Below are 20,361 nucleotides of genomic sequence, written 5' to 3' on the forward strand. Positions count from 1 at the left end.
CGGCGCCGGAGCCCACGCCGCCGGAGCCGTCCGTGGCGCAGGCCGCCGTGGCGCAGCGGGGCGACCTGGAGGTGACGTCGCCGGGGCTCTACGGCGAGGTGTGGATCAACGGCCGGCCGTATGGCTTCCCGCCCATCTCCGCGCAGGCGCTGCCGTCAGGCCCCGCGCGCGTGGAGGTCCGCGTCAACGGCGAGGTGAAGCGGCGCATGACGGTGGAGGTGGAGCCGGGCCGCAGCACCCGCGTGCGCGTGAAGTGAAACAAGGCTCACGCCCGCATTCGACGCAGTGCGAGTAATCCCAGAACTTTCGGACGGTGCTGGAGCCGGTACAATCGGTTTCACGCGGAGGCTGTCTCCCCCCGGGACAAGGCCCGCGTCTCCCACCTTTTGAGAGGGTTGTTGCGTATGGGCTTCACCAGGCACGGGCGTCGTGTGTGTGTATGGCTTGCGCTGCTGGGCGCGGGCACGGGCTTCGCTCAGACGGAGCCCACGCTGGACCCCGGGCCGCCGGAGACGCCCTCCGTGGACGAACAGCGCGAGGAGCAACTGGACGAGGAGCCGGAGGTGCACAGCCAGGTGGCGTCCTTCGCCATCACGAAGCTGCACGACTCGCCGGCGGTGGTGACGGCCATCACCGCGGAGGAGATCCGCGCCTCCGGTGCGCGCGACCTGATGGACGTGCTCCTGAACGTGCCCGGCTTCTTCTTCGGCGTGGACGTGCAGGGCACGGTGGGGCCGGGCTTCCGGGGCCTGTGGGGCCAGGAAGGCAAGGTGCTGCTCATCATCGACGGCAAGGAGATCAACGAGCAGCTCTACTCCACGATGCAGCTGGGGCACGAGTTCCCGGTGGAGCTGATTGAGCGCATCGAGGTGGTGCGCGGCCCCGGCTCCGTCATCTACGGCGGCAACGCGGAGCTGGCCGTCATCAACGTCATCACCCGGGGCATCCAGGGCAGCACGGACGCGCTGGCGGTGGGCACGTACGGGCAGCTTTCGCACGGCCTGGGCCGCCGCAGCCTGACGCTGTCCGGGCGCAAGGTCTTCGAGAGCGTGGCGGGCCTGAGCGCCTTCGCGTCCGCGTCGCTGGGACAGGGGCAGCGCAGCGACGCCGTCTTCGACGACTTCTACGGCGGCTCCGCGAGCATGAACGGCGCGTCGCGGATGGACCCCACGGTGGTGCAGGCGGGCGTGGGCTACCGCGACCTCCAGCTGAGCGTGCTGTACCAGCGCCAGGACACCTCGTCGGTGGTGTCCGTGGACGAGGTGCTGCCCGCGCCCGCGGACACCGACTTCGAGTCCTTCCACGCGGAGCTGAGCGACCGCTTCCGGCCCACGGACCGGATTGAAATCATCCCCCGGCTGAACCTCACGCTGGGCGAGTCGTACCGGGACTCGGACGAGGACTCGGAGTTCTTCTACGACAAGCGCTACCGGCGCCTCCGGGGCCGGGCCATGGCGCGCTGGGCGGCGTTCGACTTCCTCCAGCTCACGGGCGGCGTGGACCTGGCGTTCGACCAGGGCCAGCTCCGGGCACCCGCGGGCATCGGCCTGCAGGAGCCCTTCAACGGGGACGAGGACGTCGTCTCCTACCGCAACGTCGCGGCCTTCGTGGAGGCGTACTCGGACAACCCCATCGCGACGGTGGTGGCGGGCGCGCGCTTCGAGGACCACAGCTTCTTCGGCAGCTCGTTCGTGCCGCGCCTGGTGCTGCTCAAGTCCTTCGGGCCGGTGAGCGGCAAGGCCCTCTACAGCCGCGCCTTCCGCGCGCCGGGCATCGAGAACATCTCCCTGGGCGAGGACGTCCGGCCGGAGCGCACCACGGTGTACGAGCTGGAGGCCACCGTGCGCCTGGGCGAGGGCCAGAGCTTGAGCGCCAACGCCTTCGACGTGGGCGTGACGGACCCCATCATCTATTCGTACGACGCGGACACGGGCTCGGAGGCGTACCGCAACCTGGGCCGCCTGGGCAGCCGGGGCGTGGAGCTGGACTACCGGCTGCGCGGGCCGTGGGGCCGCGCGCAGGTGGGCTATTCCTTCTACCGGCCGGCCGGCCGCAACGACGTGGAGGACTACCTGGTCCCTGGCGAGCCCAGGGCCTTCACCGGCCTGCCCACGCACAAGGCCACGCTGACGGGCACGGCGAAGGTGCTGCCGTGGCTGTCCGTCAGCCCCACCGCCGTGCTGGTGGGCCAGCGCTTCGCCGTGGGCGCACCGGACGAGGAGGGCGTGTCGGAGGTCCAGACGCTGTCCCCCCGGCTGCTGCTCAACCTCTTCGTGCGCGCGGAGAACGTGGGGACGAAGGGCCTGGAGCTTGGCGCGGGCGTCTACAACCTGCTGGGCAGCGACTTCCGGGTGGCCCAGCCGTACAACGGCGGCCACGCGCCCCTGCCGGTGTTCAGCCGGGAGTTCCTGGTGAAGCTCACGTACCTCTTCGAGCCGTCCTACGACGACGAGTAGCCTGGCCGTCAGACGCAGCGCATCCGACGTTGCGCAAGGGCGTGGCGGGGCGTAGGGAAGCCGTCCCCGCCATGTCCGAGAACACCCCGCTCCTCGAAGCCGTCCGCAAAGAAGCCAAACCGGGCCTCTGGTCCAGGGGCGTCAGCCTCGCGCGCGATGGCGCGGTGGCGCTCCAGTCGCGCACGGCCTCGGAGATAGAGCTGCGCGTGAAGGTGGCGGGCCGGGCGGTGGCCTTCACCGTCGTCCTCTACCCGGGCGACGAGGCGTGGGAGTGCGACTGCCCAGCCCGGTGGACCCGTGCGAGCACGTCGTCGCGGCGGCCATCTCCTTGGACAAGGCGGAGAAGCAGGACGCGCCGCTGGAGGCGGTGGCCGAGCGCTGGTCGCGCGTGGTGTACCGCTTCACGCGCGTGGAGGGGGGCCTCCAGCTGCACCGCGTCCTGGCGCACGCGGACGGCACGGAGGAGCCGCTGGAGGACCTCACGGGCCGCATCGCGAAGCCCCAGGGCGGCGTCACGTTGCAGGTGGAGCAGGTGGACCTGGTGATGGAGCGCCTGCTGGAGCGGCGCACCCGAGGGCCGCTGCTGGCGGAGAAGCTGGACGCGCTGCTGCGCGCCCTGGAGCCCGCGCGCAACGTGCTGCTGGACGGCCGGCCGGTGGCGGTGTCCAGCGAGGTGCTGCCCCCGCGCGCGAAGGTGGAGGACCGGGGCCAGCAGTGGGTCATCACCATCACGCGCGACCCGCGCATCACGGAGGTGGTGAGCCCCGGCGTCGCGCTGACGGCGGAGTCCCTGGTGCGCCTGGGCGAGACGGCGATGACGGGCGCGTGGCTCCAGCACCTGCCGCTGGTGCGCATCTATTCGCCGGAGCAGCTGGGCGAGCTGTCCGCGAAGGTGCTGCCGGAGCTGGCGCGGCGCATGCCGGTGGACATGAAGAGCCGCCGCCTGCCGGCGCTGGACCGCGACCTGAAGCCGCGCATCCTCCTGGAGCTGAACCAGCTCACCCAGGGCCTGTCGGTGCTGCCCACGCTGGTGTACGGCGCGCCGCCGTCGGTGCGCATCGACAACGGGCGCATGGTGTACCTGCGCGGCGCGGTGCCGCTGCGCGACGAGGCCGCGGAGCAGAAGCTGCTCCACCAGCTGCGCGACGAGCTGAACCTGGTGCCCGGCCGAAGGCTCACGGTGCAGGGCCCGGAGATGATGCGCTTCGCGGACAAGCTGCGGAAGTTCCGGGGCGACCTGGGCGGCGACGCGGCGGGCATCGTCAGCCCGGACATGCGCCTCAAGCCGTCCCTGCGCGTGGAGGGCGGCGCGTCCGGCGCGGGCGTGCCGGAGGTGCGCTTCACGCTGGAGTTCGAGGTGGAGGGCGGCAAGGGCGGCGCGCGCACGGTGGACGCCGCGGCCGTGGTGCGGGCGTGGACGGAGGGGCTGGGGCTGGTGCCGCTGGACGGAGGCGGCTGGGCGCGCTGCGCGCGCGTGGCTGGACAAGAACGGCAGCGCGTCGCGGACCTGCTGGCCGCGCGTCAGGAGGACGGCCGCGTCGCGAACCACGCGCTGCCGGAGCTGACGCAGCTGTGCGAGTCGTTGGATCAGCCGCCGCCTCCGGGCCTGGACAGGCTGGCCCCGCTGGTGGAGGGCTTCGAGAAGCTGCCGCCGCCGGTGCTGCCCGCGGAGCTCAACGCCACGCTGCGCGCGTACCAGCAGCAGGGCGTCAGCTGGCTGTCGTTCCTCAAGGGGGCGGGGCTGGGCGGCATCCTGGCGGATGACATGGGCCTGGGAAAGACGCTCCAGACCATCTGCATCCTGGGCCCGAAGTCGCTGGTGGTGTGCCCCACGAGCGTGCTGCCCAACTGGGTGGCGGAGCTGCAGCGCTTCCGGCCGTCGCTGAAGGTCTGCGTGTACCACGGTCCCGGCCGCAAGCTGGACCCCACGGCGGACATCACGCTCACCACGTACGCGCTGCTGCGCCTGGACGCGCCGGTGCTGGGGGCGCCCACGTGGGAGGCGGTGGTGCTGGACGAGGCCCAGGCCATCAAGAACCCGGAGAGCCAGGTGTCGCGCGCGGCGTTCGGGCTCAAGGCGAACCTGCGGCTCGCGCTCAGCGGCACGCCGCTGGAGAACCGCCTGGACGAGCTCTGGAGCCTGATGCACTTCACCAACCCGGGCCTCTTGGGCGGCCGCCGCCAGTTCGAGGAGAAGACGGCGCAGCCCATCGCGGACGGCAAGCCGGGCGCGGCGGAAGGCCTGCGCCGCCGCATCCGCCCGTTCATCCTGCGGCGCCTCAAGAAGGACGTGGCGCCGGAGCTGCCGCCGCGCACGGACTCCGTGATGCACGTGCAGCTGGATGAGCGCGAGCGCTCCGTCTACGACGCGGTGATGGCCGCGACGCGCGCGGAAGTGGTCGCGCTGCTCAACGAGGGCGGCAGCGTGCTCAAGGCGCTGGAGGCCCTGCTCCGGCTGCGGCAGGCGGCCTGCCACTCCGCGCTGGTGCCGGGCCAGCACGCGAAGACGTCCTCCAAGGTGCAGACGCTGGTGGACGCGCTGGAGACGGCGGTGTCGGAGGGCCACAAGGCGCTGGTGTTCTCGCAGTGGACGTCGCTGTTGGATCTCATCGAGCCGGGGCTCAAGGAAGCGGGCATCGGCTTCGAGCGGCTGGACGGAGCGACGGCGAACCGCGGCGAGGTGACGTCCCGCTTCCAGGGACAGGACGGCGCGCCGGTGCTGCTGATGTCGCTGAAGGCCGGCGGCACGGGCCTGAACCTGACGGCGGCGGACCACGTGTTCCTGATGGACCCGTGGTGGAACCCGGCGGTGGAGGCGCAGGCGGCGGACCGCGCGCACCGCATCGGGCAGGAGCGGCCGGTGATGGTCTACCGACTGGTGTCCCAGGGCACGGTGGAGGAGAAGATCCTGGGCCTCCAGGAGAAGAAGCGCGCCCTGTTCGAAGCCGCGCTCAGCGAGGCCTCGGGCGCCGCCGCCATCACCCGCGAGGACCTGCTCCAGCTGTTCGCGTGAAGAGTTCCCTGTGACAGGTTACTCATCAGGCAAGGTCGAGAGCCCACGAACCATTCTGCCAATTCCGCAAGGTTTGCTGGGCTCCAAGGGCCGCTAGACCTTGGCCCTTTGCTGCATCTTCCAGGACCGCTGTGGCTTCGGCGGTCTTATGCCGAAGCAGGAACGCAGCCGCAGTGACCCTGACATCCATACGGGCGTGCGAAAAAAGCGCTGCCAATGCGTCGCGGCCCGCATCGCCCCTCTCGCGCAAAGACATGAACGCGGCAAGCGCCTTTTCGGCGTGCTGATTGCCCGCCCTTGCATCCCCCCGGAGGATGCAGTCCGTCTGTGCCGCGATGTTCTGGGCGAACTGCTCTACGAACTTCTCAAGCGACATCACCAGACCCCATTCTTCACGTTCTCAATGGCCCGAAGGCCGAAGTCACGTTGAACTTCGAAGGACTGAGTGCTCAACCATTCTCTTACTGTGGTGAAGGTGTTGGTGATGTCGAATCGCTTCGAGGAGAACAGGGCGCTGACTCCAGAGTGAAGCCCCTTGTCGAGTGGGATGACGTTCTCCCGGTTGTGGAGAGCCTGTGGCCCGAAGCGAGCCGCGTTTCCTTCTGTCTGCTCCACGATGTGATGCCACTCCTTTCCCTCACCGGCCGGTCCCATGGCCCGTTTGAAGGACTTGAAGGATGAATAGCCCTTCGGCCCACTCGACGGCGCGGGCCCCTGTGAGTCTCCGCCGCCGCCACCACCTGAGCCCGCTGCGTCATCGACTCGCTGGAGGATGATGGCTGCCCCAGGCCCGCCGCTCAACACCGCCGCCGCGCGGCCCGCTGGCACCGCGATTCTCTCCAACGCCAGCGCGCCCTCCGCCGACAGCGAGAGCACCGGCACCGAGACTTCCGCTCCGACCGCCATTCCCTTCAGGGTCCGCGTCGTGGCCGATGCGGCTCCTCCGGTGATGAGCATGCCCGTCGTGAGCCGCGACACTTCGCGGATCTGCTCGCCACGGGTCATGGACTGGAAGCGCTCCCAGTACGCAGGCGATGACGCGATGAGCGCCGCCACTCCCGCGGGCAGGTGGCTCAGCCCCGCGAGGCTGTCCACGGGGCGCGTGAGCAACTGGCCCAGCGCGTGGTACAGCTCCGCGAACGCATCCTCCGCTCCATCCAGGGTGCGGCTGATGACATCCGCGTCGTCGTACACGTCGGCCAGGGGCCGCCAATCCGAAGGCTGGAGCTGTGCGTCCACGGCCCGGAAGACGCCGCCCCTGCCGCTGTAGAAACGGCCCAGCTCGAAGCCATGCGCGCGGAAGGCACCGTCCTTCCATTCAACCGTTGCAACCTTCTGCTGGGTGCGTCCGGTGAGGGCCCACGCCAGATAGCCGTCGGGTCGCAGCACCGCGAGCTGCTGCCGGGAGAAGCGCTCCACCCGCAGCAACAACTCCTGCCGCGTGACTTTGCCTCCCTCCATCACCTCTCGCAGGACGAAGCCCGCCACCATGCGAGGCGGGAAGGTGCGCAACGTGACGGGCTTGCCCAGCAGCACCCCCAACAGACGCGCGGCCTGCGCGGGTGTCAGCACGCCTCCCAGGGGCCGTTCGTCGCGCGCCTCCAGCCCCGCGTTCGTCAGCAACTGCTCCCAGCCGTCCTGTTGCACGTCGTCGGGACGGGTGGCGTCCGCCATTGCCACCGCGCGAACGGGGCTCGCTCCCGTCACCTCTTCGCGCACGGCCTTGCGCCGGTACAGCGGCGGCGCCTCCTCGTTCGACACTCGCGCCCCAGGGGCGTCCGTGGCCGCGCTGGACGTGTAGCTCAGCGTCCTTCCGGGCCCGGCGGGCAACGAGGCGCAACCGGTGAAGAGGAGGGCCACGCACGCGAGCAGGGCGTCAACGCGCATTGTCCGCCCCCAGGCCCACCGAAGCGAAAGCCCCCGGACGCAGCGTCCCCCCCGTGGCCACCGCATGGAGCTTCTCCGCCAGGATTCGCCAGCGCGCTTCCGCCGCGCCCAGGTAGCGCGCCAGTTCGTAATCCGGACCGAAGAAGCCCTGCCGGAAGCCACCCTGCTGCCTGCGTGCCTCCAGGCGCAGCGATACGTCCCGTGTCGGTGTCATCGCATGACTCCCGGCACTACTTCGCGAACGTCACCGCCACCTTCGCGGCGTCCGGGTCGCTGAAGCGCAGGAGGTCCTCGCCCTCCTGCACCAGCGCGTCGCGGACGGGCTTCTTCAGTGCATCGAAGGCGTTGCACACCAGCGTCGCGGTGCCCTTCTTGCGCTCGGTGGTCCAGGTGCCCGCGGTGCGTCCGTCCACCAGGAACACGTTCAGCACGCGCAGGTTCTTCGTGGACAGCAGCGCGCGGTGCTCCTCGGGGACGACGCGGGTGCGGTCCGCGTGGGCGAGGATGAGGTTGTCGAAGTCCGGCAGGAAGCGCACCGGCGCGGGCGTGTCCTCGGGCGGGCGCGGGGCCTTGGGCAGATCAAACAGGACGCGCTTCTTCTCGTCGCGGAACTCCACCAGCTTGCCCCGCACCTTCTCGAAGGCGTCCTTCAGCGGCTTGATGCCGGACCAGGCCTGCATGTCCGCCACCGTGGCGGGGCCGAAGGCGGCCAGGTAGCGCAGCACCAGCGGGGACGCGTCGTCGTCGGTGGACAGCTCCTCACCCAGCCAGGACTCCGCCAGCGTGAAGCCGGCGTTGCCCGGCCAGCCCCACTCCAGCCCCTCCTCGGGCACCTGGACCAGCGGCAGCAGCATGCGCGTGGCGAAGCCCATGGCCCGCTCGTCCCCGCCCACGTGGTGCTTCAGCAGATGCGCGCGCACCTTCTCGAAGGTGCGGGGCTGCTCTTCAAGAAAGGGCTTCGCGGTGGCCAGCAGCGCGGGCAGGTCCAGCGCCGTGGCGCGCTCCTTCAGCACGGAGCGCATGGCGGCGGTGAGCAGGGGCTCGAAGAGGCCGCGGTAGCGCAGGTAGTCCTTCGCGGTCATCAGGTGCAGCGTGCCGCGCATCATCGTGCCGCGCGCCAGCTCGCGCTTCAGCGCCAGCTTCGTGAGGCTGTCGCGCTGGAAGCCCTGGAGCCGGGACCACAGGGCCAGGTACGGCGGGCGCGCGAGCTGGGCCTGGAGTCCCACCAGGTGCTCGATGGCTCGCGGCACGGTCAGCTTCTCGCGCGTGAGCAGCAATTGACGCGCGAGCAGGGCGCGGTTGAGGGCCTGCTGGGACAGGACGTCGCTGGGCATGCGCCCGAGCATACCCAGCGGCCTTCAGCGCGTGAGCGCGGGAATCACCTTCGCGCCGAACGCCTCGATGAACCCCTCCTGGTCGCGGTTGACGTTGTGCAGGTACAGCCGGTCGAAGCCCAGGCGCAGGTCCTCGCCCAGCCAGTCCACGTGCTGCTGGAGGCTGCTGGAGACGCGCAGCGGGCCGTCCAGGTCATGCGGCTGCACCACGCTCGCGGCCTCCGCGAACTGCGCGGGCGTGCGCAGGTCGCTGAGGACGCTGCTGGCGAAGATGTTGGCCGCCCACTGGTTGCAGGCTCCCTCGCGGGCCAGCTCGTCGTCCTTCGCGTAGGACAGCTGCACCTTGAGGAACATCGGCTTGCCCTCGCCGCCGCCCCCGCGGAAGGCGTCCACCACCTTCCGCAGCTCCTCCGGGGGCCGCGCCGTGGTGATGAGGCCGTCCGCCCACCCGCCTACCCACTCGGCCGTCTTCGGCGTGACCGCGGCGCCCACCAGCAGGGGCATGTCCCTGGGGCGCGTATAGAGCTTCGCCTCCTCCACGGTGACGAGCCCCCGGTGCGTCACCGTCTCGCCGCGGAAGAGGGCGCGCATGATGTCCACGCACTCCTTGAGGCGCGCGTTGCGCAGGTCCTTGGCGGGCCAGCCGGTGCCGGTGATGGCTTCGTTGAGGTACTGGCCGCTGCCCAGCGCCATCCACGCGCGGCCTGGGAACATCTCGTTCAGGGTGGCCAGGGCCTGCGCGACGATGGCCGGGTGGTAGCGCTGGCCCGGCGCGGTGACGGAGCCGAAGGACAGCCCGGTGGTCGCGAGCGCGGCGCCCATGAACGCCCAGGCGAAGCCGCTCTGGCCCTGCGCCTCCGTCCACGGGTGGAAGTGGTCGGAGTTGAGCGCGGCCTGGAAGCCCGCGCCCTCCGCCTGCTGGGACAGGCGCAAGAGCTCGCTGGGGGAGAACTGTTCGTGCGACGCGTGGAAGCCGATGAGGGGCATGGATGCGCGCACCCTGGAGCGGGAGCGCCCCCTCCGCGAGGCCCGTCCTGGCGCGAGTGTTGGCTGAACGAAGTCTGATTGCCCCCAGGTGTGGGGTTCCGCACGACCGCCTCATCCGAACGGCCGACGCCCGCGAGGGGAGGGCTAAAGGGAACGGAATGATTGAAGACCTCTGGTACAAGAACGCGGTCGTCTACTGCCTCGACGTCGAGACGTTCATGGACGGCAACGGCGACGGCGTGGGGGACTTCACCGGCCTGCGCCGCAAGCTGGACTACCTGGCGGGCCTGGGCATCACGTGCCTGTGGCTGTTGCCCTTCCAGCCGACTCCCAACCGCGACAACGGCTACGACATCAGCGACTACTACGGCGTGGATCCGCGCCTGGGGGACCTGGGCGACTTCGTGGCCTTCACCCACGAGGCGAGGCTGCACGGCATCCGCGTCATCATCGACCTGGTGGTGAACCACACGTCGGATCAACACCCGTGGTTCCAGGCGGCGCGCAAGGACCCCGACAGCCCCTACCGCGACTACTACGTGTGGGCGAAGAAGAAGCCCAAGGACGCCAACAAGGGCATGGTCTTCCCGGGCGTGCAGCCCTCCACGTGGACGTACGACAAGGAGGCGCGCCTCTGGTACTTCCACCGCTTCTTCCACTACCAGCCCGACCTCAACGTGGCGAACCCGGAGGTGCGCGAGCAGATCCTCAAGGTCATGGGGTTCTGGCTGGAGCTGGGCGTGTCCGGCTTCCGCGTGGACGCAGTGCCCTTCCTCGTCGAGCTGAAGGGCGTGAAGAACCCGGACGTGAAGGACCCCTACAAGCTGCTGGAGGAGATGCGCGAGTTCCTGTCGTGGCGAAGGGGCGACGCCATCCTGCTCGCGGAGGCCAACGTCACCATGGACGAGGTGATGGAGTTCTTCGGCGAGAACGACCGCATGCAGCTCGTGTTCAACTTCCTGGCGAACCAGAACTTCTACCTGGCGCTCACGCGCGGGGACGCGACGCCGCTGGCGCAGGCGCTGAAGTCGGCGCCCAAGCTGCCGCACACGGCGCAGTGGGCGAACTTCCTGCGCAACCACGACGAGCTGGACCTGGGACGCCTGTCGGACAAGGACCGGCTGGAGGTCTTCGAGGCGCTGGGGCCGGACAAGGACATGCAGCTGTATGACCGGGGCCTGCGCCGCAGGTTCGCGTCGATGCTGGACGGGGACCGCCGCCGCATCGAGGTGGCCTACAGCCTGATGTTCACGCTGCCGGGGACGCCGGTCATCTGGTACGGCGACGAGCTGGGCATGGGGGAGAACCTGGCGCTGGTGGAGCGGCAGGCGGTGCGCACGCCCATGCAGTGGAGCCCGGAGCCGCACGGCGGCTTCACGCTGGCGGAGGCGCCGGTGAAGCCCCTGGTGTCGGACGGCCCGTTCGGCTTCCAGCACGTGAACGTGGCGCAGCAGCGGCGCGACCCGGCCTCGCAGCTCAACTGGACGGAGCGCCTCATCCGCGCGCGCAAGGAGTGCCCGGAGCTGGGGTGGGGCGCGTGGAAGGTGCTGCGCACGGGCAACAAGGGCGTGCTGGCCATCCGGTACGACTGGAAGGGCAACGGGATGGTGGTGCTGCACAACCTGTCGTCGCGGCCCTGCACGGTGAAGCTGGACGTGGGCGGTGACGAGCCGTGCACGCTCTTCAACGTGCTCAGCGAGGGCCACTCCTGGCCCGAGGACGGCGGGCGCCACGTGCTCACGCTGGAGGGCTACGGCTACCGCTGGTTCCGCGTGGGGTTGGAGAACCCGGCGCGCATGCACCGGGCGGAGCCGCTGCCCTGAGGGTGAGGGAAGCGGCCCCGCCGGTGTCACCGCGTCAGCGGCGTCAGTTCAACTCCACCTTCTGGAAGATGCGCTCCGGCGGGGCGACGCCGTCGGAGAAGTCCAGGATGGTGGTGTAGTAGGTGGGGTCCCACGAGGAGCCGTAGAGCACCTGGTCGTGGCCCAGGCTGCGGAAGTCACCCACCAGCATCCGGTTGGCCAGCAGCGTCGGGTAGTAGCTCACGCCCTGGGCCTCGCTGTAGCGGACCTCGGCCGGCGCGACGCCGTCGAAGAAGTCCGCGATGAGCATGGCCGGGCCGGTGGTGCCGTTGTTCACCAGCAGGAGCTGGTCGTAGCCCAGGCCCCGGAAGTCTCCCGCCGCCTGGTTGTCGTCCGCGTCCGTCAGGCCGTCGAACAGCGTGAAGGCTCCGGACAGCTCCACGTAGCGCACCTGCGCCGGCGCCACGCCCGTGCTGAAGTCGAGGATCTTCACCCGCGCGCCCGTGCCGGAGCGGTTGAGGCAGAGCACCTGGTCGTAGCCCCGGTTCTGGAAGTCGCCCACGTAGAGCTTGTCGTCCGGCTCGGAGCAGTCCTCGAAGGAGTTCGGCATGCTCCAGGACTCGTGGTAGCCGGTCTCCGCGGGGACGGCGCCGTCGCTGAAGTCGTTGATCATCACCCGGCCCCCGACGCCAGAGCGGTTGAAGAACAGCACCTGGTCGTGGCCCCGGTTCAGGAAGTCACCGGCGAGCTGGGTGTCCTCCGGGTCGTGCCAGCCGTTGAGCAGGGCGTTCTGGCCCCAGGACTCGAGGTAGCGCACCTCGGCGGGGACCGCGCCGTCGCGGAAGTCGGTGACCATCACCCGGCCGCCCATGCCGTCGTTGTTGATGAAGAGCATCTGATCGTAACCCAGGCCCCGGAAGTCCCCCTGGAGCTTGATGTCGCTGGGGTTGTGCCAGCCGCCCAGCAGGGGCGACGCGCCCCAGGCCTCCTGGTAGTGGAAGAAGGGGAAGCCGTTGGCGTTGACGTAGCCGGAGACGAGCACGCGCGGGCCGTAGCCCGACCCGTCGATGGCGAGGAGCTGCGCGGAGCTGCCGGCGCCCGCGAAGACGCCCGCCTTGTAGACGGAGGGCATGGCCAGCCGGAACGTCTTGGGCGCGTTGCCGAGCAGCGGGCTGTTGCGGCCCTGCTGATCCAACGCGTAGATGCGCAGCGTGTGGTCCTGGCCGTCCACGTAGACGTCCGGGATGCGGAAGGAGAAGCCGTTGGAGCCGGACGCCATGGGATAGGCGGCCTTCACGTCGGCGCGGTAGAGGTTCGCCACCACGTTGGCCACGGACGCCGGGTTGCCGTCGATGGAGTAGGAGACCGTGATGGACGCCGAGGGCGAGTCCAGGTCCATCGCCCAGCCCGCCACCGTGCCGTCGCCGGAGATGCTGTCGAGCGTGCCGAAGGCGCCCGGCAGGTTGAAGGTGCGCGGCGAACCCGCGAGCAGCGGGTTGTGGATGCCCTGCGCGTCGATGCCGTAGACGTACATCGTGTGGTTCTGGCCGTCGCGGTAGTACGCCGGCACCGGGAAGTAGAACCCGTGGTTGCCCAGGATGCCGTCGTACGCGGTGTTGACGTCATTGCGCGAGACGTTCGCGGTCGCGGCGGCACCGAACGCACCGGAGCCCGACGGCCCGTCGATGTAGACGTGCACGTCCACGGAGACCTCCGGCGACGCGGTGTCGAACGTCCAGCCCTTCACGTAGCCGGTGGAGGTGACCTCCTCGAAGTTGCCCTTCATCTCGCCCGGGTACATCGACGCGGCGGAGGCGACGTCGCCCGCGCTCAGGCCGTTGCGCTGGCCAATGGCCTGGCCGCCCTTGGGGCGGATGGTCTGCAGGGTCGCGCCGGTCACGGGGTCGGTCTTGCCGAACGCCGTCGTGCCGTAGTGCATGATGGACCCGTAGTCATAGGGCCCGAAGTTGTCGCCGTCGCTGATGTGCTGCTCGAAGTTGTGCTCCTTGCCGTCGAGGATGTTGTCCCAGAGGATGTCCACGAAGTCGTCGCGGAACTCGCGGCTCTGCTCGTGCCAGAAGCCGATGGCGTGCCCCAGCTCGTGGATGACCGCGCCCAGGCCGCACGCGCCCTCCAGCGTGATGTACTGCCGGCCTCCCTGGCGGCCCACGGCCGACGAGCAGCCCTGGCCCTTCACGAAGTAGACGTGGTCCGTGGAGGTGGGCGTGGTGGAGGAGACGGGCACGAAGCGCAGGCCCGTCTTGCGCTGCCAGTGCCGGATGGCGTCGTTGATGACGTAGTTGTCGTCCAGCGAGCCGTAGACGTGGACGTAGGGGACGACGCCGTTGGGCCAGCGCTTGCTGCTGCCGGTGACCTGGATGCTCTCCGCGGAGACGCGGTTGCCAGCCTGGGCCTTCACCTTCGGGGACTCGCGCTCCACGTCCTCCACGGTGCCCAGGATGATGTCGCCCTCGAAGAGGGCCAGGCCGTTGACGGCCTCGTACTTCACCTCGCGGGCCTCCGCCTTGGGGCCGATGCGGACCCACGCGGAGCGTACGCCGGAGATGGCGGGCGCCTGCGCCGCGGGAGCGGGCGGAGTGGTGGGTTCAGCGGCGTCTTCAGGGCGGCAGGCGGTGCCAAGGCAGGCCACGGCCGTGAGCGCCCGGATGAACCGGGCGTGATGGGTGATGCGCATGTGGGAATCCCCCTCGTCGGGTGTCGCGGTGACTCGCGATGCAATACGAAGGGACCCGCGAAAGCTGGCTGTGCGTTGGAGGAAGTTCCCGCGCTAAGAGGTGCCTCCGCCATGAGCCCCTCGCCTCCTGAATCGCCGCTTCCCTCGCGTGTCGCGCCGCGCTGCGCGCTCGCGTTCGCCGTGCTGTACGCCTGCTACGAAGCGCCGGAGGGCATTGGCGGCCGGCTGCTGGGGAGCTTCGCGGTGACGGCGGTGCTGATGACGCTGTTTCATGCCGTGGCCTGGGGCGTGGGACGGTGGCTGGGCTACCGCAATGGCTTCCATGCGTATGCGTTGGAGTGGAGGGCTTCCTCGCTCGCGAGGGCGCTGGCGGTGATGCTGGTGCTCAAGCCGGTGTCCGTGCTGGTGGGCGTGGCGCTGGGCGTGATGCGCGTACAGCCCCTGGAGAAGCCGCTGATGGGCACGGCGCTGCTGGTGGCGGTGCTGGGCGTCGCGGTGTCCACGTTCGTGCCGTCGTTGGCGGAGGACATCGTGGCGCGAGGCTTCTGGTTCCGCGCGTGGCCCGTGGCGGGGCAGGGCGTGGGCTACGTGGCCCTGTCCGCGGGCGTGTTCGTGCTCACGCACGTGTACCGGCTGGGCAACGGTCCGCTGGAGTGGCTGATGTTGTTCTGCACGGGCCTGGCGTACGCGGCGGCGGTGGCGCGCACGGGCTCGCTGTGGGGCGCCGTGGGGCTGCACTGGGGATGGAACCTGGCGAACGGCCTGCTGGACCTGCAACTGGACGTCAACGCGGTAGGGCAGGGCGGCCGCTGGCTGTCCGCCGCGACGGGACTGGTGGCGCTGGGGCTGGTGGTGCTGCTGCCGAAGCGACGGGACTCCACGGTGTAGGTGGCGGGTCGCGGAGCTTCGGGTTACAGACCCGGGGGAGGAGGCTCGCGATGCCCGCTCCCCTGACGCGGCGCCCGGAGACGAAGTCGTTCAGCATCGAGGACCTGCTCGACCGCGTGCGGCGTGGCGAGGTGCGCATCCCCGACTTCCAGCGCCCGCTGCGGTGGACCGCGGAGGACGTGCGCGACCTGCTGGACAGCGTGTACCGGGGCTATCCCATCGGGACGCTGCTGTTCTGGCGCCGGGACGCGCCCGCCGCCAACGTCAGCTTCGGCCCCGTGCGCATCGACGCGCCCTCCACCAGCCAGGGCCTGTGGGCCGTGGACGGGCAGCAGCGCGTGACGGCGCTCGCGGGCGTGCTGCTGCATCCGGCCTACGGGGACGACGCCGGACGCGATGACTTCCACCTGTACTTCGACCTGGAGACGGAGGAGCTGCATCCGCCGCCGGAGACCGGGACGCCTCCGCCGCACTGGCTGCCGATGAACGAGGTGCTGGACAGCGAGTCATTGCTCCACTGGCTCAACCGCTACCCGGACCGGGAGGCGCACCCGGAGCACCTGCGCGCCGCCATCCGCCTGGGCAAGGCCATCCGCGAGTACCAGGTGCCCGCCTACGTCGTGGACACCGCGGACGAGAAGGTCCTGCGCATCATCTTCAAGCGCCTCAACACGGCGGGCCGGCCGCTCACGGATGAAGAGGTGTTCAACGCGCTGTACGTGGGCTCGCGCTCGCTCAGCCTGGAGTCGGTGACGCAAGGGCTGCGGGAGCTGGGCTTCGGCGCCATCCCGGAGTCGCTGCTCTTGCGCGCCGTGCTCGCCGTGCGCGGCCTGGACTTCACGCGCGGCTACCAGGAACAACTCAACCAGGACGACGAGCTCACGGAGACGGTCCGCCGCACGGACCGGGCGCTGCGCGATGCCATCGTGTTCCTCAAGCGCGATGCGTTCATCCCGCACCTCAAGCTGCTGCCCGCGCCGGAGAACTCGCTGGTCCTCTTGACGCGGTTCTTCCAGCTGCACCCGGAGCCCTCGCCGCGCTCCCGGGAGCTGCTGTCCCGCTGGTTCTGGCGCCACATCGTCTTTGGCGGCTGGGACTTGAAGCCCGCGGAGGCCCAGCAGGTCTTCGCGGCGATCCGCTCCGACGAGGAGCGCTCCCTCCAGGCGCTGCTGGCGCAGGTGCCGCCTCCGCTCATCCGCTGGTGGATGGAGACCGGCCTGCCGGTCATGCCCCACGCCACCGTGAGGCCTCCGCTCGTCCTTCGCATCGCGATGCTGTCCCTCCAGCCGCGCCACCTGCTGACGGGCGCGGTGCTGGACCCGGCAGAGCTGCTGGAGCAGAAGGGCGAGGGCTTCCAGCTCCTCCTGCCCCCGGATGACGAGCGGTGGCGCACGCAGCGGGCCCAGGACCGCAGGACGGTGCGGCGCCTGATGGAAGGGACCTTCAACTACCTCTTCCATCCCCCGGTGGAGGGACGCTCGCTCCTCCAGGTGCTCGAAGCGCAGCCGCCTCCATCCGAGGAACTCCTCCACAGCCACGGCCTCACGGCGGAGGCCCTGGAGTCCCTGCGGCGCAATGACGGCGCGTTCCTCTCCTTGCGTCAGGCCGTGCTGGAGCCCGTCCTGCGCCAGTTCATGGAGGCCCGGACGCGCTGGGACGAATCCGACCGGCCTTCGCTCCAGTCGATGATCATCGACGACGATGAGGACTGACATGGACCCCTCGCTCCCCGTGTCCACCACCGGCATCCTCGACGTCCTCATCGGGGACGTGCACGTCGGCACGCTCACGCTGCTCGCGGACGAGCGCATCGAGTTCAGCCTCTCCGAGGACTACCGCCAGCGCTACCCGCGCCCCGTCCTGGGCCAGTTCTTCGAGGACGACCTGTCGCGCCGCCACACCAGCCGCATGCGGCTGCCGCCGTTCTTCTCCAACCTCCTGCCCGAAGGCCCGCTGCGCGACCTCATCTCCGAGCGCCAGAACATCGCCCGGCAGCGCGAGTTCTTCTTCATCGCGCACCTGGGCGCGGACCTCTCTGGCGCCGTCATCGTCCGCCCGGCGGGCGAGCTCGCCGGCCACGACGCGCCCCTCACGGACGTCCCCGCCGAACCCGCGTCCGACGGTGAGCCGCTGCGCTTCTCGCTCGCGGGCGTGCAGCTCAAGTTCTCCATGCTCCGGCGCGACCGGGGCATGACGCTGCCCATGGGCGGCCTGGGCGGCGACTGGATCGTCAAGCTGCCGGACAACCGCTACGACCGCGTGCCGGAGAACGAGCTGTCCGTGATGACCTGGGCGCGCGCCACCGGCATCGACGTGCCGGAGCTCCAACTGCTCAAGGTCTCCGACCTGCACGGCCTGCCCGAAGGCATCACCCTGCGCGAGGACCTGGCATACGCCATCCGCCGCTTCGACCGTCCGTCGCCCGGCCACCGCGTGCACATGGAGGACCTGGCGCAGGTGCTGGGGCTGTACTCCGACGAGAAGTACAAGAAGTACAACTACGAGACCATCGCCAACGTGCTGCTCAAGGTCGCGGGCCTGGACGCGCTCCAGGAGTTCCTGCGGCGGCTGGTGTTCATCATCGCGTGCGGCAACGGCGACGCGCACCACAAGAACTGGTCGCTCATCTACCCGGACGGCACGCGCCCCACGCTGTCGCCCGCGTACGACTTCGTCTCCACCATCCAGTACATGCCGCAGGATCAGCTCGCGCTGAACCTGGCGAAGTCCAAGCGCTTCGAGGACGTGTCGCTCCAGAGCTTCGAGCGGCTGGCGCGCAAGCTGGGCCTGGGCGACGAGGACGTCCTCCCGGTGGTGACGGGCGCCGTGGAGGTCGCGCTCGACGCGTGGACCACGCTGCGCGCGGACCTGCCCATGCCGGAGCTGTTCAAGCAGCGCATCGAGGAACACTGGAAGCGCGTCCCGCTGCTCCAGGGCAACGTGAAGCGCAGCGCGGCGAGCTGCGCCAGACGGCGAACGCCTTCTTCACCCTCTACAGCGAGCTGCCCCGCCTGGGCCCTGGCAGCGACGACTGCACCCGCGAGGCCCTGCGCCGCCTGGCTCCGCCGCCGCCCTCGCCGCGCGTGCTGGACCTGGGCGCGGGCACCGGCCGCCAGTTCGCTGGTGCTCGCGCGGGAGCTGGGCACCCGCGTCACCGCCGTGGACCTGCACCGGCCCTACCTCGACCGGCTGGAGCGCGAGGCCCGCGAGCAGGGGCTGTCGGACGCCATCGTCACGCGACAGGAGGACATGGGCGCGCTGACGCTGCCGCCCGCGTCCTTCGACCTCATCTGGTCCGAGGGCGCCATCTACGTGATGGGCTTCGGGCAGGGGCTGCGCCAGTGGCGGCCGCTCCTCGCGCCCGGCGGGCAGGTGGCCGTCACCGAGTGCTCCTGGCTCACCGACGTGCGGCCCCCGGAGGCGGTGCGCTTCTGGTCGGCCGCGTATCCGTCCATGGCCCACGTCGCCCAGAACCGCGCCACCGCGGAGGCGGCGGGCTTCACGGTGCTGGACACCTTCACGCTGCCCGCGTCCGCGTGGTGGGACGACTACTACACGCCGCTGCTCCAGCGCATCGACCGGCTGCGCCCCACGGCGGACGCGGCGCTGCGCGAGGTCATCGCGGCGGCGGAGCAGGAGGTGAACCTGTACCGCCGCCACGGGGACAGCTACGGCTACGTCTTCTACCTGCTGCGCTCGCGCGAGGCGTGACGCCGCGGACCAGGGTGGCGCGGAAGGGGATGAACGGAGAGGATGGGCCGCGCATGCCGGCCCCTGCTCCCCGCGCCGTCCCCGCCGGGGACGTGCCCACCGACGCCTCGTTGACGCTGCTGAGCATCCCCGGGACGACGCAGGCGGAGGTGGACACCTACTGGCTCACCCGCGTGTACCAGGGCGACCGGCTGCCCCAGTTGACGCTGCGCGCGGTGGCGCTGGGCGCGGGGCTGGGCGTGCTCACCTGCGCCACCAACCTCTACGCGGGCCTGAAGACGGGCGTGGCGTTCGGGGTGGCCGTGACCGCCGCGCTGCTCGCGTCCGCGACGCATGGGCGCTCCGGCGCTTGAGTCCCCGCGCCGCGGGAGCGCCGCTGTCCCTGCTGGAGCTGGGCTGCGCGCAGACGGTGGCGTCGTCGGCGGGTACGCGACGGGGGGCGCGCTCGTGTCGGTGCAGGGCGCGTGGCTGCTCACCACGGGGCACCACCTGCCCGGGGTGACGCTGCTGGCGTGGACGTTCCTGCTGTCCGCGCTGGGCGTCCTCTTCGCGGTGCCGCTCAAGCGGCAGCTGGTGGACCGGGAGCAGCTTCCGTTCGCGTCGGGGACGGCCGCGGCGGCGACGGCTCGCGCGCTGCACGCGGGCGGTGAGGAGGCGGGGCCCCGGCTGCGGATGCTGGGCGTGGGCGGGCTGGTCGCGGGGCTGTTGACGCTCGCGCGCGATGGGTTCGGGCGCGTGCCGTATGCGTATGCGTTTCCCGGGACGCTGGGCGGGGTTCCGCTGGAGCGGCTGGGGTTCGCGCTGGAGACGGGGTTGATGCCGGTGGGCGGGGGCGCGCTGCTGGGCGTGCGGGTCACCGCGTCCATGTTGCTGGGGGCGCTCGTCGTCCACGGCGTCGTCGCGCCCCGGTTGATGGCGGCGGGCGTGGTGGCCGTGGACGGGGACTTCCTCGCGTGGGCGCTGTGGCCGGGCGCGGCGGCGCTCACCACCGCGTCGCTGTTGCAGTTCGCGCTCCAGGCCCGGGTGTGGGGCCGGGCGCTGCGGGGGCTCCGGGGCGGGGCGTCGCGGCAGGCGCCCCATCCCATTGAAGCGCTCCAGGTGCCCGGCCGGTGGTGGGTCGCGGGGATGCTGGTGCTGACGCCCGCGACGGTGGCGCTGGCGCGGGTGGGCTTCGACGTGCCGGTGCCGCACGCGCTGCTCGCGGTGGCGCTGTCGTTCGTGCTGTGCCTCATCTCCTGCCGCGTCACGGGCGAGACGGACGTGAGCCCCGTGGGCGCGCTGGGGCAGGTGACGCAGCTCACGTACGGCGTGCTGCTGCCCGGGGACGTGAAGGCGAACCTGGCGACGGCGGGCCTCACGGTCAACGCGGCGTCTTCGTCCGCGGACCTGCTCACGGACCTGAAGGCGGGGCACCTGCTGGGCGCGAATCCCCGCCGCGTGTTCCTGGCGCAGCTCCTGGGGTGTGTCGTGGGGGCGCTGGTGGTGGTGCCGCTGTTCTACCTGCTGGTGCCGGACCCGTCCGTGCTGGGGTCGGAGCGCTTCCCGGCGCCGGCCGCGACGGTGACGGCGGGCGTGGCGCGGGTGCTGG

Annotated in this window: 12 protein-coding genes and 2 pseudogenes; 8 read left to right on the forward strand and 6 right to left on the reverse strand. The window is 70.7% G+C overall.

The window, feature by feature from the left end:
- The 3 genes from ACLEQD_RS12865 to ACLEQD_RS12875 form a co-directional block, all read left to right on the forward strand.
- Positions 1–257, forward strand: a 257-nt coding sequence (locus tag ACLEQD_RS12865) for a PEGA domain-containing protein (protein ID WP_410383965.1), incomplete at its 5' end; no start/stop codon positions are given.
- Positions 258–431: 174 nt separating this feature from the next.
- A complete protein-coding gene (locus ACLEQD_RS12870) occupies positions 432–2,456 on the forward strand; it encodes a TonB-dependent receptor plug domain-containing protein (protein ID WP_410383967.1) in 2,025 nt (674 codons plus the stop codon).
- A gap of 271 nt (positions 2,457–2,727) precedes the next feature.
- A complete protein-coding gene (locus ACLEQD_RS12875; RefSeq protein WP_410383969.1) occupies positions 2,728–5,469 on the forward strand; it encodes an SNF2-related protein in 2,742 nt (913 codons plus the stop codon).
- 25 nt (positions 5,470–5,494) lie between these two features.
- Here the strand turns inward: ACLEQD_RS12875 and ACLEQD_RS12880 are convergent, their stop codons facing one another.
- The 5 genes and pseudogenes from ACLEQD_RS12880 to ACLEQD_RS12900 all read right to left on the reverse strand — a co-directional run bounded on the left by ACLEQD_RS12880 (position 5,495) and on the right by ACLEQD_RS12900 (position 9,677).
- Complete coding sequence (locus tag ACLEQD_RS12880) at positions 5,495–5,845, reverse strand: DUF2019 domain-containing protein (RefSeq protein ID WP_410383971.1); 351 nt, start codon at positions 5,843–5,845, stop codon at positions 5,495–5,497.
- Positions 5,845–7,356 (reverse strand): hypothetical protein, encoded by a 1,512-nt coding sequence (locus ACLEQD_RS12885; RefSeq protein WP_410383973.1) that lies wholly within the window; start codon positions 7,354–7,356, stop codon positions 5,845–5,847. Before ACLEQD_RS12885 ends, ACLEQD_RS12880 begins: the two co-directional genes overlap by 1 nt.
- A pseudogene (locus tag ACLEQD_RS12890) lies at positions 7,346–7,585 on the reverse strand (hypothetical protein); the annotation flags it as partial. The gene ACLEQD_RS12885 and the pseudogene ACLEQD_RS12890, both read right to left, overlap by 11 nt.
- Position 7,586: 1 nt before the next feature.
- A complete protein-coding gene (locus tag ACLEQD_RS12895; RefSeq protein WP_410383975.1) occupies positions 7,587–8,690 on the reverse strand; it encodes a winged helix DNA-binding domain-containing protein in 1,104 nt (367 codons plus the stop codon).
- A gap of 24 nt (positions 8,691–8,714) precedes the next feature.
- Positions 8,715–9,677 (reverse strand): TIGR03885 family FMN-dependent LLM class oxidoreductase, encoded by a 963-nt coding sequence (locus ACLEQD_RS12900; protein ID WP_410383977.1) that lies wholly within the window; start codon positions 9,675–9,677, stop codon positions 8,715–8,717.
- A gap of 158 nt (positions 9,678–9,835) precedes the next feature.
- On the opposite strand from ACLEQD_RS12900, the gene ACLEQD_RS12905 reads away from it, so the two are divergent.
- Complete coding sequence (locus ACLEQD_RS12905) at positions 9,836–11,500, forward strand: alpha-amylase family protein (protein WP_410383979.1); 1,665 nt, start codon at positions 9,836–9,838, stop codon at positions 11,498–11,500.
- A gap of 43 nt (positions 11,501–11,543) precedes the next feature.
- On the opposite strand, the gene ACLEQD_RS12910 is transcribed toward ACLEQD_RS12905, so the two are convergent.
- Positions 11,544–14,174 carry a M12 family metallopeptidase gene (locus ACLEQD_RS12910; protein WP_410383981.1) on the reverse strand — a complete coding sequence of 877 codons (2,631 nt, stop codon included), beginning with the start codon at positions 14,172–14,174 and terminating at the stop codon, positions 11,544–11,546.
- Between the two features lie 111 nt (positions 14,175–14,285).
- On the opposite strand from ACLEQD_RS12910, the gene ACLEQD_RS12915 reads away from it, so the two are divergent.
- The 4 genes and pseudogenes from ACLEQD_RS12915 to ACLEQD_RS12930 form a co-directional block, all read left to right on the forward strand.
- Positions 14,286–15,062, forward strand: coding sequence for a CPBP family intramembrane glutamic endopeptidase (locus ACLEQD_RS12915; protein ID WP_410383982.1), 777 nt, complete (start codon positions 14,286–14,288; stop codon positions 15,060–15,062).
- Positions 15,063–15,112: 50 nt separating this feature from the next.
- Positions 15,113–16,774, forward strand: coding sequence for a DUF262 domain-containing protein (locus ACLEQD_RS12920; RefSeq protein WP_410383983.1), 1,662 nt, complete (start codon positions 15,113–15,115; stop codon positions 16,772–16,774).
- 1 nt (position 16,775) lies between these two features.
- Positions 16,776–18,773, forward strand: a complete 1,998-nt coding sequence (locus ACLEQD_RS12925; RefSeq protein ID WP_410383984.1) for a HipA domain-containing protein — start codon at positions 16,776–16,778, stop codon at positions 18,771–18,773.
- Between the two features lie 53 nt (positions 18,774–18,826).
- Positions 18,827–20,361, forward strand: a pseudogene (locus tag ACLEQD_RS12930) (OPT family oligopeptide transporter); the annotation flags it as partial.

This window comes from Corallococcus sp. 4LFB, assembly GCF_046520365.1.
Lineage (GTDB): Bacteria > Myxococcota > Myxococcia > Myxococcales > Myxococcaceae > Corallococcus > Corallococcus caeni.

Coding starts and splice junctions, on each gene's coding strand:
- ACLEQD_RS12880 (WP_410383971.1), bottom strand. CDS start 5,845: ATGTCGCTTGAGAAGTTCGTAGAGCAGTTCGCCCAGAACATCGCGGCA.
- ACLEQD_RS12885 (WP_410383973.1), bottom strand. CDS start 7,356: ATGCGCGTTGACGCCCTGCTCGCGTGCGTGGCCCTCCTCTTCACCGGT.
- ACLEQD_RS12895 (WP_410383975.1), bottom strand. CDS start 8,690: ATGCCCAGCGACGTCCTGTCCCAGCAGGCCCTCAACCGCGCCCTGCTC.
- ACLEQD_RS12900 (WP_410383977.1), bottom strand. CDS start 9,677: ATGCCCCTCATCGGCTTCCACGCGTCGCACGAACAGTTCTCCCCCAGC.
- ACLEQD_RS12905 (WP_410383979.1), top strand. CDS start 9,836: ATGATTGAAGACCTCTGGTACAAGAACGCGGTCGTCTACTGCCTCGAC.
- ACLEQD_RS12910 (WP_410383981.1), bottom strand. CDS start 14,174: ATGCGCATCACCCATCACGCCCGGTTCATCCGGGCGCTCACGGCCGTG.
- ACLEQD_RS12915 (WP_410383982.1), top strand. CDS start 14,286: ATGAGCCCCTCGCCTCCTGAATCGCCGCTTCCCTCGCGTGTCGCGCCG.
- ACLEQD_RS12920 (WP_410383983.1), top strand. CDS start 15,113: ATGCCCGCTCCCCTGACGCGGCGCCCGGAGACGAAGTCGTTCAGCATC.
- ACLEQD_RS12925 (WP_410383984.1), top strand. CDS start 16,776: ATGGACCCCTCGCTCCCCGTGTCCACCACCGGCATCCTCGACGTCCTC.